Origin of the sequence: Pseudomonas sp. MBLB4123 (genome assembly GCF_051904775.1) — a bacterium.
Taxonomy (GTDB): Bacteria; Pseudomonadota; Gammaproteobacteria; order Pseudomonadales; family Pseudomonadaceae; genus Aquipseudomonas; species Aquipseudomonas benzenivorans_B.
Genome location: NZ_CP196711.1, coordinates 4,458,647 through 4,471,856, shown reverse-complemented (window position 1 = coordinate 4,471,856; position 13,210 = coordinate 4,458,647). Strand labels below are relative to the sequence as shown.

Below are 13,210 nucleotides of genomic sequence, written 5' to 3'. Positions count from 1 at the left end.
GCCACCCAGGGCCTGCATGGGTTGGAGGCCGGCCATGCCAGAACCAGACCCCGCCAGTCAGGAACACCAGTACCTCACCCGCGCGCTGCGCACCCTCAGCGGCTGCAACCGGGCGCTGTTGCGCGCCGGCGACGAAGCCACCCTGCTGCAGGAAATCTGCCGCGTCATAGTCGAGCAATGCGGTTATCGCATGGCGTGGGTCGGCCGCGCCGAACAGGACGCGGCGAAGACCGTCACACCGATGGCTTTCGCCGGGGTCGAGCGCAGCTACATCGAATCGCTGCACATCAGCTGGGCGGATAACGAACGCGGCCGCGGTCCCAGCGGCAGGGCGATCCGCACCGGCCAACCGAGCCTGTCGCGCAACCTGCTGACCGATCCGAACACCGCGCTTTGGCGCGAGGGCGCGATCCGCCACGAGATCGCCTCGGTGCTGTCACTGCCGCTGCGGGTCGGCGGCGACATCTTCGGTGTCCTGGCCATCGGCGCCCCGGAGGCGGATGCCTTCGGCCCCCAGGAACTGGACCTGCTGGGCGAGGCGGCCGAAGACCTGGCTTTCGGCCTCCAGGCCCTGCGCATCAAGGCCCGGCGCAACCAGGCGGAAGTGGAAATCCAGCGCCTCAACCGCGCCCTGGCGACGCGGGTCGCGGTCAACCATGCGCTGATCCATGCCAGCGACGAGCCGGCCCTGCTCGAGGACATCTGCCGGGTGCTGGTACAGGACTGCGGCTACCGCCTGGCCTGCGTCGCCTACCGCCAGGACCAGGCGCCACAACGCTTTCGCCCCGAGGCCCATGCCGGGCTCGACCGGGGCTTCCTGATGCTGGGCGACGCCTGGGGTGCCAGCACCGAAGGCCTGGCCTTCATCCACAGGCTGGAGGCGACGATGGAGACAGGGCGGCCGTTCGTCCTGCGCGACATCCTCAGCCATGCCAACCCTCCGCTGCGCGACGAGGCCCGCGCCCGAGGCTTCGCCGCAGCCATCGTGCTGCCGCTGCGACTCGAGGGCGAGCTGATCGGCATGCTGGTCATCATGGCGGCGGAAGCCGACGCCTTCGATGCCCGCGAGGTCGAGTTGCTGGGGGCCACGGCCAAGGACCTGGGCTTCGGCATCAGTACCCTGCGCACCCGGGTCCGGGCCGCTCAGGCCGAGGCCACCATCCGGCGCATGGCCTACACCGACGGCCTCACCGAGCTGCCCAACCGCCTGCACCTGTGCGAGCTGCTGGAGGACGCCATCGCCCGCGCCCGGCAGGAGCATCGCCCGCTGGGCCTGCTGCAGCTGGAAGTCGGCAGCAACCAGGAAATCAACGATACCCTCGGCTACCGCGAAGGCGATCGCCTGCAGCAGGCCATCGCCGCCCGCCTGGTGCAGGCGGTCGGGCCGCGGATGCCGGTGGCCCGGATCGGCGAGAAGGAATACGCCGTGCTGATGCCCAGCGGCGGCGCCGAACAGGCCACCCAGCTGGCGCAGCAGATACTCGAGGCGCTGTACGAACCGATCGACCTGTCCGGCCTGTACCTCGATGCCCGCGCCAGCATCGGCATCGCCCTCTATCCCGGCCACGGCACCGAGACCGACGCCCTGCTGCGCCGAGCCGGCAGCGCCCTGGACCGGGCCAAGCGCTCCGGTGCCGGCTATGCCCTGTTCCACGATGAACAGGAGCGCGCCTGCGCCCAGCACCTGACCCTGATGAGCGACCTGCGCCGGGCGATCGACGCCAACCAGCTGCGCCTGCACTACCAGCCGCAGCTGCAGATCGCCACCAACAAGGTGTGCGGCACCGAGGCCCTGCTGCGCTGGCAGCACCCGCAGCGCGGCCTGCTGGCGCCCAACCAGTTCATCCAGCTGGCGGAAAGCTCGGGGCTGATCACCCCGCTCACCTACTGGGTGCTCGACAATGCGCTGAGCCAGGGCTACGCCTGGCGCGAGGAAGGCGACTCGCGGCCGATCTCGGTCAACCTCTCGGCCCGCGACCTGCGCGACCCCAAGCTGGTCGAGCGCATCCGTGGCGCCTTCGCCACCTGGGGCGCCGCACCCGACTGGATCGAGTTCGAGCTGACCGAGAGCGCGCTGATGGACGACCCGAGCACGGCCCTGGAAACCCTGGTGCAGCTGAAGAAGTTCGACACCCGCCTGACCATCGACGACTTCGGCACCGGCTATTCCTCCCTGGCCTACCTGCAGCGGCTGCCGGTGGACGCGCTGAAGATCGACCAGTCCTTCGTCGCCGGCATGCTCAGCGACGATGACGACTCGGCGAAGATCGTCCGCTCCATCGTCGAACTGGCCCACAACCTCGACCTCGAGGTGGTCGCCGAGGGCGTGGAGAACCAGGAGACCCTGACCCGCCTGGGCAACTTCGGCTGCGACATTGCCCAGGGCTTCAGGATCTGCCGGCCACTGCCGGGCAACCGCGTCCTCGCCTGGGAGGCCCGTTCGGCCTGGCAATGAGCGCCGCGCGCCGGCTCAGCCGGCCTTGCCGCCCAGCGTCTGGGCCAGCGGCAGCAGCGGCTTGGGCTTGCTGAACACCAGCACGTTGCCGAGCATCACCAGGGCCAGGCCCAGCAGCGCCGGTGCGCTCCACTGGTAGCCCTCGGCGAACACCGAGATATTCAGCGCCACCACCGGGAACAGCACGGTGCAGTAGGCCGCGCGCTCCGGGCCGAGACGCCCGACCAGGGTCAGGTAGGCGGTGAAGCCGATCACCGAGCCGGGAATCGCCAGGTACAGCAGCGAACCGACGTAGCGCGTGCTCCACTCGAAGGCGAAGGGCGTGCCGCTGACCAGGCAGATCGCCGCCAGCATCACGGCGCCATAGAGCATGCCCCAGGCATTGCTGGTCAGCGGCTTGAGGCCGGCCTTCTGCTGCAGGCTGGAGAGCATATTGCCGGCGGAGAAGCACAGGGTGCCGAGCAGCGCTAGGCCGATGCCCAGCAGGGACTCGCGGCTGGCCGGGTGGTCGGCCACCTGCGGCCAGAACAGCAACAGCAGCCCGCCCAGGCCCAGGGCGCCCCCGGCCAGCACCTTGGCGGCGATCCGCTGCTTGAAGAACAGCCGCGCATTGAGCGCGTTCCACAGCGTCGCGGTGGAGAAGATCACCGCCACCAGGCCGCTGGGTATCCACTGGCTGGCGGTGTAGAAGCACAGGAAGTTGAGGCAGAACAGGCACAGCCCCTGGGCCAGGCAGATCAGCTGACCGCGGCCGTCGACTCGTTGCAGCCGGCCGCTGAGCAGCAGGACGGCGAACAGCACCGCGGCGGCCAGGGCGAAGCGGTAGGCGATGGACGCGGCGACCGCCACCTCGCCCACCTGCAGCTTGATGGCGATCCAGGTGGTGCCCCAGATCAGGACGGTCAACAGATACAACGACAGGCTCATCGCACGGCTCCCAGTGATTGGCCTCCAGTCTGGGGCCCGCCTGTGCCGGGCGCTTGCGCAAAGTTGCGCTTTTTCCGCGCCTTGAGCCTGGCCGGCCAGCGCCCATACTGTTCCCCGGCGCCGAACTGAGCGACGGCGCGCGGGTGCAACAGCGCGCACTCGACCGAGGGACGGACTGGCCGATGGGGCTATAGTGGCCAGGCTCCTGTGGAGAATGCCCAGCCATGCCGAAGATCGAGTCCCTGCTGCTCACCGCGGCGCGCATCTGCACCTACGACGGCCAGCACCAGCTGACCAACGCCAGCGGCTTCTTCTTCGCCCGCGGCGAACGCCTGTTCCTGGTGACCAGCCGCCACGTGATGATCGACGAGCCGAGCAAGCACTTTCCCGATCGCATCGTCATCGAGGTGCACACCGCCGAGGCCAACATGGCCAGTTCCACCGACTTCTCCATTCCGCTGTACCGCGACGGCAAGAGTCTCTGGCGCCAGGGCCTGGACAGCGCCGGCGAGATCGACGTGGCGGCCATCGAGCTGGACCGCGCCGCCCTGCCCGAGGCCATGGTCTACAGCGCCTTCACCCCCGAGCACCTGCCGGGCCCGGAGGAGCCGGTCGAGGTCGGCTCGTCGCTGCTGGTGGTGGGCTTCCCCCTCGGTTTCCACGACACCCTGCACCACATGCCGGTGGTGCGCCACGCGGTGCTCGCCTCCTCCTTCGGCCTGCGCTTCCAGGGCCAGGGCTACTTCCTCACCGACGGCCGCACCCACCGCGGCACCAGCGGCGCCCCGGTGGTGCTGCGCCTGGCCGAGCGGCAAGGCGCAGCGGACGAGCTGCCCTGGCGCCTGCTGGGCGTGCACTCGGCACGCCTCGACCTGGGCACCCGCGACCTGCAGCTGGACGAGGCCCTCGGCCTGAACTGCACCTGGTACGCGGACATCCTGCTGACGCTGACGCAATAGCCGCCGAACGGCAAAACCCCGTCCCGATCCGACGGGGCGATTGCCGCCGGGTCAGCTCACAGGCCCAGCTCGCTGAGGCCCGGATGGTCGTCGGGACGGCGCCCCTGGGGCCAGCGGAACAGGCGCTGGCTTTCCTCGATCGGCAGGTCGTTGATGCTGGCGTGGCGCTCGCGCATCAGGCCCTGTTCGTCGAACGCCCAGTTCTCGTTGCCATAGGAGCGGTACCACTGGCCGTCGGCATCCTGCCACTCGTAGGCGAAGCGCACGGCGATCCGGTCGTTGTCGTGGGCCCAGAGTTCCTTGATCAGGCGGTACTCCCGCTCGCGCCGCCACTTGGCGGCGAGGAAGGCGCGGATCTGCTCGCGGCCAACCGGAAACTCGCTGCGGTTGCGCCAGCGGCTATCCGGCGTATAGGCCAGGGCCACGCGCTCGGGGTCCCGGCTGTTCCAGCCGTCCTCGGCCATGCGCACTTTCTGCGCGGCCGTTTCGCGGCTGAAGGGCGGAAAGGGTGGGCGGCTTTCATGGGTCATGCTGATGTCCTCCTGATGGGGGTGAAAGGTTAGTTCGGCGAGCGCCCGCTCAGCGAATGCTCAGGGCGTCTCAGGCAGTCGCCAGCGCAGGGCCAGCGCCGCCGGCCGCCGCACCAGCTGCTCGACATCCAGATGCCAGAGCCGCTCGGCGCCCGGAAAGGCGCGGAGCGCCTCGCCCTCCAGGGTCAGCTCGGTGCGCCCGCTGAGCTGCAACAGCGTCCCGCTGGCGAAGTCGATAAACAGCAGGCCGGCACGGGGGTTGAGCAGCAGGTTGCCCAGGGTGTTGAAGTACAGGTTGCCGGCGAAGTCCGGAATGCTCAGGCGATTGCCCGCCACCCGCACGAAACCGGCCCGGCCGCCGCGGTGCGAGACGTCCACGGCCGGGCGCCCGTCGGCCTGTACCACGTAGCTGGCGACGAAGCAGGTGTCCGCCGCCCCGATCATGGCCGCGGCGCGGGCATCGAGGTGATCGCGGCGCTCGGCGGGCTGGCCGGTGTCCACCGCCGCCGGCCGGGGCTCGAGCTGGCGCGGCTGGATGTAGCGCGGGCAATTACCGAAGCTCTGCTCGACCCGAATGTCGAGGCGCTCGGGCTGGCAGCGGCTGACCCGGCCGTTGAGGCGATTGCGCCGGCGGCTGTGCAGCTCGATGCCGAGCAGGCCGATGGCCGCGCCCTCGCCCAGGGCCCGGGCAGCGGGGTCGCGCGGGTCGCGGCGGCCGTGCAGTTGCAGGCTGTCCGGCGTCGGCGCCCGGGCGAATCCCGGCTGGCCCTCGAGCAGCCCCGCCCAGGGACGTCCCTGCTCGTCCACCGCGCCGATCAGCACGAAGGGCAGCTGGCGGTAGAAGTCGCGGTGTTGGTCGGGCAGGTAATCGCGAATCACCTTGCGGCCGACCGCCTCCATGCGCTCGGCCACGCCGGCGCGGGCCTGCAGGTGCTGCTCCCCGGCGTGCCAGGGTGAGGAAGGGCTGGCTACTGTGTGCATGGCGACGGCTCCTCGATCGGAGAAAGGGCAGCGCACCGCTTGCACGGTGCGTCGGGCGCCGCGCGCTCAGGCGGTCTGCAGGCCGACGGCGCTGCGCGGCATCGGCACGAAGCCCGGCAGGGCCTCGATGCGCGCCAGCCAGGCACGCACGTTGGGATAGCCGGCCAGGGACACATTGCCCTCCGGGGCATGGGCGATGTAGCTGTAGCCGGCCACGTCGGCGATGGTCGGCGCGCTGCCGGCGAGGAACGGGCTGCCGGCCAGCTCCTGGTCGATGACCCCGAGCAGGGCGTGGGAGCTGGCGATGGTCGCCTCGGCATCGTAGGGCGCCGCGAAAACGGTGATCAGCCGCGCCCTGGCCGGCCCCGAGGCAAGGGCCCCGGCCGCCACCGAGAGCCAGCGCTGCACCCGGGCGGCAGCCACCGGCTCGTCCGGCAGCCAGCGACCGCTGCTGTCGTACTGCTTGGCGAGGTACACCAGGATGGCGTTGGAGTCGCTGAGCAGCGTGCCGTTGTCGTCGATCACCGGCACCTGGCCGAAGGGATTCATCGCGAGAAACTCCGGGTGCTTGTGGGCGCCCTTGGCCAGGTCGACGAAGACCGCTTCGGTCGGCAGACCGAGCAGCGAGAGCATCAGCTCTACGCGGTGTGCATGGCCGGACAGCGGGTGACGGAAGAGTTTGATGGCATGGGACATGATGAGCTCCGCATTCGGGTGAGTGACTCAGGCGGTGGCGTTGCCGGGCCGGTCCGCGCTGCTGTGGGGTCATCTTGTCCGGCAAAGACGCAAGACAGAATCACCAGAACCGGCAATCCTTTCTTTCACTCAGCGAAATAAAGCGGGGGCCGTTCAGCCCAGAGCCGGATGCTCTCGCAGCCGCCTGACGGCGAAGTCGACGAAGCTGCGCACCCGCGCCGCGGCGCGCCGGCCCTCGCGATAGACCAGCTGTACCGGCAGCTCGGGCGGCTCGAAGTCGCTCAGCACGCGGCGCAGCTGCCCCTGTTGCAGCAGCCCGTGGACCTGATAACTCATGCAGCGGATCAGGCCCGCGCCACCGCAGGCGGCGGCGATGGCCGCCTGGTCGGTGGCGCAACTCAGGCGCGGGACGAAGCCCAGGTTGCGCCAGCGCCCCTGTTCGAAAAAGCGCCATTCCGGCAGGCGCGAATCCGCGCTGGAGTGGATGAGGCGATGATCCGTCAGCTCCGCGGGCTGCCGCGGCTCGCCCTGCTCGGCCAGGTAAGCCGGGCTGGCGCAGACGACCCGGCGAACCGCGCCGACCCGGCGGGCGAACAGCGACGAATCCGCCAGCGCACCGACCGCGATGGCCACATCCACGCCCTCCTCCTGCAGGTTGGGCACTCCATCCTGGTACTGGGCGAAGATCTGCACCTCGGGGTAGGCACCCAGGTAATCGAGCAGGATCGGCGTCAGCACCTGCTGGCCGAACAGCAGCGGCACGACCAGATGGAGTCGGCCGCGGGCCTCCACATGCAGGCCGCAGGCCGAGGCTTCGGCTTCGGCGACCTGGGCGAGGATGCGCCGGCAGTCGACGAGAAAACCCTCGCCGGCCTCGGTCAGCGTCACGCCACGGGGGCCGCGCGACAGCAGTACGGCGCCGAGGCGGCCCTCCAGCGCGCCTATGGCCCGCGTCACCGTCGGCGCGGAGAGCCCCAGGCGGCGCGCGGCGGCGGCCAGGCCGCGGGCCGCGGCCACGGCCTCGAATACCCGCAGCTCCTGGTAGCGGTCCACCCTCAGCCCCGCCGCTGCGGGTTCAACGCGGCATTGGCGCCGAGGCCGGCGGCGCAGAAGTCGACGAAGGTGCGCACCTTCGCCGCGACCTTGCGGCCCCCCAGGTGGACCACATGGATCGGCAGCGCCGGCAGTTCGTAATCGGCCAGGACGATCTCCAGCTCGCCGGCGGCGACCTGGCGGGCAACCTGATAGGACAGGGCCCGCGTCGGCCCCCAGCCGAGGCAGGCGGCATTGATGGCCGCCTGGTTGGCGGTGACCACCAGGCGCGGCTGCGGCCGCACGCTTAGCGGGCCGCCCGGGCCACTGAACTGCCAGTCGCTGACCAGGCTGCTGCTGGCGGCGACCACCGCATCCCCAAGGCGCAGGTCCTGCGGACGCCTCGGGCGGCCGTGCTCGGCCAGGTAGGCCGGCGCCGCGCAGATCACCTGGCGCACCTCGCCGACCTTGACCGTGTGCAGGCCGCTGTCGGGCAGGTTGCCGATGCGCACCGCCACATCGACGCCCTCGTCGACCATGCTCACCACGCGGTCCACCAGCAGGGCCTTGATCTGCACCGCCGGATGACGCTTCAGGTAATCCACCAGCAGCGGCGTGACGAACAGCTCGCCGAACAGCACCGGCGCGGTGACGGTAAGCTGGCCACGGGCGACGGCGTGGCTGCCGGCGGCCGACTCCTCGGCCTCCTCCAGCTCGGCGAGGATGCGCCGACAGTCCTCCCCATAGCGCTGGCCGGCCTCGGTAAGGCGCACGCTGCGGGTGGTGCGGGCCAGCAACAGGGTGCCGATGCGCGCCTCCAGGGCGGCCACGGCGCGGGTCACGCTGGGCGGCGACATGTTCAGGCGGCGTGCGGCCGCGGCGAAACCCTGCGCCTCGGCCACGGCCAGAAACACCTGCATTTCCTGGAAACGATCCATTAGCGGCTCCTGTGCGGATGCCGGCAGTGTGGGCGAGTTGTTTCACCGTGCGCAACAGTGCGCACGTAGGGCCGCTTATTTCCTCGCTCCTTGTTAGGAGCCCAGCGCTGCAACGCCGGGCCACGCAGACAGTGGCGCCCATCGGCCACAACGAGGCGGCGGTGGCCCTGGCGAACAAACTGGTGCGGATCGGCTGGCCGCGGTGGTGCCATGCGCGGCGCTTCAGCGGCGATTGGCACAGCGCCAAGCCCGCCTGACGGCGGGGGTAATCAGGATGGGGTGAAGGTTTTCATGGGGTTGTGGTGAGCAGCAGCACTGTCGGAACAGGCGAGTCCTGCAGCGGAACAAGGCCGATAACAATCATGATCCTGGTGATCGATTGAACGCTTGGCCCCCGCTGCGCGAACTACAGAATGGCCAGGGCGATAGCGCCCAACACAGGCCGGATATACGCATGCAACCGCGCTGACGACAGGGTTGGAAAAGCTATTCCTCACCGCTTGCGGGGAGAGTCCATATACAATTGTTAGGCGTTGAACACAGGCCTAAAGAATGTTCGCTCATAGCTGATGATGCACTTTTGTTCTTCGGCGTATTTGAAGGCAGCTATGCAATCCGCATCTTGGAGAGACCTTTCCCGATACTGCTCGTACTCAGCCAAGCTTGGGAAGCTAAACATAGCGAGCGCAACGTTGTTAGCACCTTCCGATGGTAAAAAGTAACCATGATGTTTGCCGCCAAATTTCTCAACCAGAGGAATCCATAGCTTTCCGTAGTTTTCAAACTCTTTAAGCTTGTATGGATCGATTATATATTTGAGATAGCAGGTGATCACAGAGTTTCCTTATAAATGCCTAACGTTTGGTTAAGGGGCGGGCTTTAGCCCGTCCCAGTGAGCGCAGCGAACGGTTTGAACCATTTGTTATACGCTTTAGCTAAGAGTGTTGGTGGCGCGTTGTTTAGCTGCTGCAATTCTTCTGGCGTTGTCAGCTGCAGCTGCGTCAAGCAGCTCTCTTATAGCGGTTACATGCCAAACCATCCCAAGATCAGACTCGGCGTTAACTCGGCCAGAGTAGACGCCTAGAAACTCCCAAGCCTTGTTTCCCGATAAAGTGCTAGAGATTTTTCCGTCTTTAATAGACCTATAACCTGACGGGCGAAAGGCAATAACTGGTGAACCTGATTGCCCTTGGCGAGTTCTGCAATCAATTAAAAAAACAGGGTTGTCTGGGTTTATTAAACTTAATTCCTGAGCCAAAAATCCGGTAGCCCAAATAGGTAATTTTCCATAGGATGACAAACCAAATGGGAACCCGATGACACTGACATTCTCGGCTGGACTTATTACCAAATTAAAGTGATCAAGATTGGTGTCAAAATAGTATGGATATTTAGCTACATCACTGCCCCAGGTTAGATTTAGCGCTACAATATCTGCGTTTGCACCTAATCTTGGGTGCTCAATCCAATATGGTGTTTCATCATCTCGATAGAGCGGTAGCTTTATTTTTATCCACTCATTACCGATGTCTTCGAAATTTTCAGTATTTTTGTGAAAATGGATGATTATGTTGTCCGGTACAGCCGCATGCGGGGAAATACATTTTCCTGTTTCTTGGTTTCGCCCGGTAACATTGTGTCTATTGGTAATAAGTGCGCAATGTGATTCTCTATCGTTGGCTGCTAGAAACGCAGTTCCAGAGCTAAGCAGAGTCTCTCCAAAGTACATTTCTATAAATAGAGATTTAGCAGTTGGGATTTCAATTTCCATATTGCGCCCTAATAGCCACTTGGTTTCGATGTGCTGTATGGAGAAGCGTATAACGTTTGGTTAAGGGGCGGGCTTTAGCCCGTCCCAGTGAGCGCAGCGAACGGATTGAACCAGTTGTTAGGCATTTCGTTCAGTCGACAACAAATAGCTTTGCACCGATATCTGTGTATGAACGATGTGGTTCAGCATTGTCCGCGACTTGGTAGCTCATGCCGGGTTTGAGAGTGAACTTTCGGCCGTCTTCGAGTTCCGTATGCAACTCACCCTCGATACATAGAAGTATATGCCCTTTGGTGCACCAATGATCAGCTAAGTAGCCAGGTGTGTACTCCACCATACGAACTCTGATATTTCCAAAGTGTTGGGTGTGCCAATAGGCATAACCTGTTTCGCCAGCATGCTCGGTTGGTTTAATACTGGGCCAGTCGGTTGTCCCGAAGGGAATATTGGATATTTGCATTAGTAGCCCTGAGTGGTGATTGCCTAACTATAAATAGACACCAACTGGTGCGTTTAAACGCACCATTGGGTGGATAACATTCCCTGCCATTATCAGCGCAACCTCTCTAGCTTGAGGCTTCCGGCCTGTGGCGGGGTCCTTGTGGGGTGTTATGCACCTGGGGTGGCGCATCGGCAACCCTGGGTAAGCATTGGCGTGCCATTTTTGCATCGGCGGATGGCTCAGTTGAAACAGTCGACGCAAGCAGGGGAAAGCTATTCGGCGTCCTGCCTGCGGGGTGCGTCATTGCGTGGGCTGAAACTACCCGAATGCGGAGTGTCGTCACAAGTTGTTGGGGCGAAGCGCCCCCTCGTTTCTTCGGGCTTGCCCTGCCCATTGCACCGGGCTAGAGTGCGCCGGTCACGGTCAATCCCGTGGCCGGGCGTGACAACCCGTATTGTCTGAGGCGCGGTAGCGCCATAGCTGAATAGCCGGCGCTTTTTTTGTGCCCGGCTATCGCATTTCTATGGTGGGCCGTGCGGGGCAGGCTTCGGCCTGGCCGGTTCCCTCGGACGCCGGTTTGTCACCCCCGTACGGTCCGCCACCCAAACCGCGTGACAACGGTGGGTGACGGCTCCTTAATCAGTTCGAGGAGCATAAGGAAAATGCGCTATCCACCTTTTACCCAAGGGCTCCACCTTGGGCTGTTTGCCTTGTCGTTCGCCTCCTGCCTGGAGGTGCGTCATGGCTAGATTCAACGCCGTTGTCGTTCCCTTCCCCAGACGCTACGCACCACTCGATTGCCTCGATGGCCAGGGCTGCCATTTCCAGGCGGCGGCCGAGTTGCGGGTGGCGATGCTGCATAAGCTGTTCGACATCCTGGCGCGCATGGAGGCGTCCACCCCCGGCGCAGGGCCGCTGCATGAGGCCTGCGACAGCGCCCGCGCGCTGTTGAGCGACGTGCTGGTGCTGTACCGCCGCGCGTTGGCCCAGGCGCAAGGGAGGGCCGGCGATGAATAGACCCTGCACCAGCCACCTGCCCACCCATGACGGTCATCGCGGCGCGATCATCAAGTGGCCGGTGAACTGCCATGAGGCCTTCGACCGGGGCGTGGCCAGCGCCCAGGCCTGGTTGAGCAACGACGACACCGGTTGGCTGTGGGCCAACCTGATCATCGAGCGCGACGCGCTGCCCCCCGGAGCGCAGCGCCGGGCGTTCGAGATCGGCTTCCTCAGCCGGGTGCACCAGCGCTTGTGTTCGCCGTTCGGCGGCAACCACCAGGCCAGGAAGACCTGCCTGCAGCTGTAAGCCGGCAATCGACCTTGCCACAGACAGCCCGCCGGGAACTCCGGCGGGCTACCCTTCAAGCCCCCATCACCGACGGTCCGCCGGGGGTGTCGGTCACAAGCGAGTTCGCCCGAGCAACCGCTGGTGAATCCGCTTCGTGGTTTCCACGGGGCGAGCATCCAGGGCGAGCCCTGCCGCTGTGTCGGGTGCGTTCCCCTGCACGGCACTTGCCCAATCTTGCGCTTTTCTCGCCCCCATGGGCTGGCAGCCGCGCCGCAGCGGCGTAGCATGGCTGGGTTGGAGAAAACAGCTATGGCGCAATTCGATCAGTTGCAGGTCTTCCAGAGCATGAGCCGCTCGCCCCACGCCCGTTTGCAGGGCAGCGCCGAGCTGGGCGACGGCTTGAGCGCGGCGCGGTGGAGCAACCGCGACGACAGCCGCGATTACCAGGCGCCGAGCCACCACACCCTGTCCTGCTACCTGGCCGGCGGCACCGGCACCTTTCACCGCGGGCGCCCGGGCAGCAAGGGCGCGCCGGACAAGCTGTGCATCCTGCCGGCCGGGCACCAGTCGGCCTGGGTGATCGACGGCGAGATTCAGCTGGCGCATCTGTATGTCAGCCAGGAGCAGTTCGCCCTCGGCGCGGTACGCCTGCTCGACCGCGAGCCGAGGGAGCTGGAGCTGCGCGAGAGCATCTTCCTCGACGACCCGCAGCAGGCCCTGCGCTTTCGCCAGCTGTGCCGGCTCAACTGGCAGGAGCCCGGCGAGCGCCTGCTGACCAGTAGCCTGGCCCACGCGTTGCTCGACCACGCGCTGCTGTCCCAGGTCGGCCGCCGCGAGGGCCTGCGCCTGACCGGCGGCCTGGCCCCGGTACAGCGCCGGCGGCTGCGCGAGTTCATCGACAGCCAGCTGGCCGAGCCCCTGAGCCTGGGGCAGCTGGCCGGCCTCTGCGCGTTGTCCGAATACCATTTCGCGCGCATGTTCCAGCTGAGCTTCGGCCTGCCGCCGCACCGCTACCTGCTCAACCGGCGCCTGGCCCGCGCCCAGGAACTGCTGCGCCAGACCCAGTTGCCCCTCGGTGAGGTCGCCCTGGCCTGCGGTTTCGCCAGCGCCAGCCATTTCAGCAACCGCTTCCGCCAGGCCTTCGCCGCCACGCCGGGGCAGTACCGCAGCGCATTCGCCGGCTGAGCCCCG

The 13,210-nt window shown here is 66.1% G+C and carries 13 protein-coding genes and 2 pseudogenes; 6 read left to right on the top strand and 9 right to left on the bottom strand.

The window, feature by feature from the left end:
- Window positions 1-34: 34 nt before the first annotated feature.
- Window positions 35-2,455, top strand: a complete 2,421-nt coding sequence (locus ACSX1C_RS20780) for a bifunctional diguanylate cyclase/phosphodiesterase (protein WP_439887682.1) — start codon at window positions 35-37, stop codon at window positions 2,453-2,455.
- Window positions 2,456-2,470: 15 nt separating this feature from the next.
- On the opposite strand, the gene ACSX1C_RS20775 is transcribed toward ACSX1C_RS20780, so the two are convergent.
- Complete coding sequence (locus tag ACSX1C_RS20775) at window positions 2,471-3,382, bottom strand: DMT family transporter (RefSeq protein WP_439887681.1); 912 nt, start codon at window positions 3,380-3,382, stop codon at window positions 2,471-2,473.
- A 224-nt stretch (window positions 3,383-3,606) separates the two neighbouring features.
- On the opposite strand from ACSX1C_RS20775, the gene ACSX1C_RS20770 reads away from it, so the two are divergent.
- Complete coding sequence (locus tag ACSX1C_RS20770) at window positions 3,607-4,341, top strand: S1 family peptidase (RefSeq protein ID WP_439887680.1); 735 nt, start codon at window positions 3,607-3,609, stop codon at window positions 4,339-4,341.
- 56 nt (window positions 4,342-4,397) lie between these two features.
- Here ACSX1C_RS20770 and ACSX1C_RS20765 read toward each other — a convergent pair whose 3' ends face one another.
- The 5 genes and pseudogenes from ACSX1C_RS20765 to ACSX1C_RS20745 form a co-directional block, all read right to left on the bottom strand.
- On the bottom strand, window positions 4,398-4,871 hold the full coding sequence (locus ACSX1C_RS20765) for a DUF1348 family protein (RefSeq protein ID WP_439887679.1): 474 nt from the start codon (window positions 4,869-4,871) through the stop codon (window positions 4,398-4,400).
- Between the two features lie 78 nt (window positions 4,872-4,949).
- Window positions 4,950-5,852 (bottom strand): annotated as a pseudogene (locus ACSX1C_RS20760) (FAD-binding oxidoreductase); the annotation flags it as partial.
- 66 nt (window positions 5,853-5,918) lie between these two features.
- Complete coding sequence (locus ACSX1C_RS20755; RefSeq protein ID WP_439887678.1) at window positions 5,919-6,548, bottom strand: glutathione S-transferase family protein; 630 nt, start codon at window positions 6,546-6,548, stop codon at window positions 5,919-5,921.
- Between the two features lie 153 nt (window positions 6,549-6,701).
- Entirely contained in the window at window positions 6,702-7,601 is a 900-nt protein-coding gene (locus ACSX1C_RS20750; protein ID WP_439887677.1) for a LysR family transcriptional regulator, read from the bottom strand.
- A 2-nt stretch (window positions 7,602-7,603) separates the two neighbouring features.
- On the bottom strand, window positions 7,604-8,518 hold the full coding sequence (locus ACSX1C_RS20745; RefSeq protein ID WP_439887676.1) for a LysR family transcriptional regulator: 915 nt from the start codon (window positions 8,516-8,518) through the stop codon (window positions 7,604-7,606).
- Between the two features lie 107 nt (window positions 8,519-8,625).
- Here ACSX1C_RS20745 and ACSX1C_RS20740 point away from each other — a divergent pair.
- A pseudogene (locus ACSX1C_RS20740) lies at window positions 8,626-8,775 on the top strand (IS110 family transposase); the annotation flags it as partial.
- Between the two features lie 269 nt (window positions 8,776-9,044).
- On the opposite strand, the gene ACSX1C_RS20735 reads toward ACSX1C_RS20740, so the two are convergent.
- From ACSX1C_RS20735 to ACSX1C_RS20725, 3 genes are all read right to left on the bottom strand, one after another.
- The gene (locus ACSX1C_RS20735; protein WP_439887675.1) at window positions 9,045-9,353 is read right to left on the bottom strand and encodes an NIPSNAP family protein; all 309 of its coding nucleotides are present in this window, start codon (window positions 9,351-9,353) and stop codon (window positions 9,045-9,047) included.
- Between the two features lie 96 nt (window positions 9,354-9,449).
- A complete protein-coding gene (locus ACSX1C_RS20730) occupies window positions 9,450-10,289 on the bottom strand; it encodes a serine protease (protein WP_439887674.1) in 840 nt (279 codons plus the stop codon).
- Between the two features lie 130 nt (window positions 10,290-10,419).
- Window positions 10,420-10,749, bottom strand: a complete 330-nt coding sequence (locus ACSX1C_RS20725; protein ID WP_439887673.1) for a DHCW motif cupin fold protein — start codon at window positions 10,747-10,749, stop codon at window positions 10,420-10,422.
- Window positions 10,750-11,472: 723 nt separating this feature from the next.
- On the opposite strand from ACSX1C_RS20725, the gene ACSX1C_RS20720 reads away from it, so the two are divergent.
- From ACSX1C_RS20720 to ACSX1C_RS20710, 3 genes are all read left to right on the top strand, one after another.
- A complete protein-coding gene (locus tag ACSX1C_RS20720; protein ID WP_439887672.1) occupies window positions 11,473-11,748 on the top strand; it encodes a hypothetical protein in 276 nt (91 codons plus the stop codon).
- Window positions 11,741-12,037: a LasR-specific antiactivator QslA gene (locus tag ACSX1C_RS20715; protein ID WP_318644653.1), complete on the top strand. Its 297-nt coding sequence runs from the start codon at window positions 11,741-11,743 to the stop codon at window positions 12,035-12,037. Before ACSX1C_RS20720 ends, ACSX1C_RS20715 begins: the two co-directional genes overlap by 8 nt.
- A 291-nt stretch (window positions 12,038-12,328) precedes the next feature.
- Window positions 12,329-13,204 carry a helix-turn-helix domain-containing protein gene (locus tag ACSX1C_RS20710; protein WP_439887671.1) on the top strand — a complete coding sequence of 292 codons (876 nt, stop codon included), beginning with the start codon at window positions 12,329-12,331 and terminating at the stop codon, window positions 13,202-13,204.
- The last annotated feature ends 6 nt before the right edge of the window (window positions 13,205-13,210 follow it).

What these genes read in the sequence shown, in the direction of transcription:
- ACSX1C_RS20780 (WP_439887682.1), top strand. Translation starts at nt 35, where the DNA reads ATGCCAGAACCAGACCCCGCCAGTCAGGAACACCAGTACCTCACCCGC.
- ACSX1C_RS20775 (WP_439887681.1), bottom strand. Translation starts at nt 3,382, where the DNA reads ATGAGCCTGTCGTTGTATCTGTTGACCGTCCTGATCTGGGGCACCACC.
- ACSX1C_RS20770 (WP_439887680.1), top strand. Translation starts at nt 3,607, where the DNA reads ATGCCGAAGATCGAGTCCCTGCTGCTCACCGCGGCGCGCATCTGCACC.
- ACSX1C_RS20765 (WP_439887679.1), bottom strand. Translation starts at nt 4,871, where the DNA reads ATGACCCATGAAAGCCGCCCACCCTTTCCGCCCTTCAGCCGCGAAACG.
- ACSX1C_RS20755 (WP_439887678.1), bottom strand. Translation starts at nt 6,548, where the DNA reads ATGTCCCATGCCATCAAACTCTTCCGTCACCCGCTGTCCGGCCATGCA.
- ACSX1C_RS20745 (WP_439887676.1), bottom strand. Translation starts at nt 8,518, where the DNA reads ATGGATCGTTTCCAGGAAATGCAGGTGTTTCTGGCCGTGGCCGAGGCG.
- ACSX1C_RS20730 (WP_439887674.1), bottom strand. Translation starts at nt 10,289, where the DNA reads ATGGAAATTGAAATCCCAACTGCTAAATCTCTATTTATAGAAATGTAC.
- ACSX1C_RS20725 (WP_439887673.1), bottom strand. Translation starts at nt 10,749, where the DNA reads ATGCAAATATCCAATATTCCCTTCGGGACAACCGACTGGCCCAGTATT.
- ACSX1C_RS20720 (WP_439887672.1), top strand. Translation starts at nt 11,473, where the DNA reads ATGGCTAGATTCAACGCCGTTGTCGTTCCCTTCCCCAGACGCTACGCA.
- ACSX1C_RS20715 (WP_318644653.1), top strand. Translation starts at nt 11,741, where the DNA reads ATGAATAGACCCTGCACCAGCCACCTGCCCACCCATGACGGTCATCGC.
- ACSX1C_RS20710 (WP_439887671.1), top strand. Translation starts at nt 12,329, where the DNA reads ATGGCGCAATTCGATCAGTTGCAGGTCTTCCAGAGCATGAGCCGCTCG.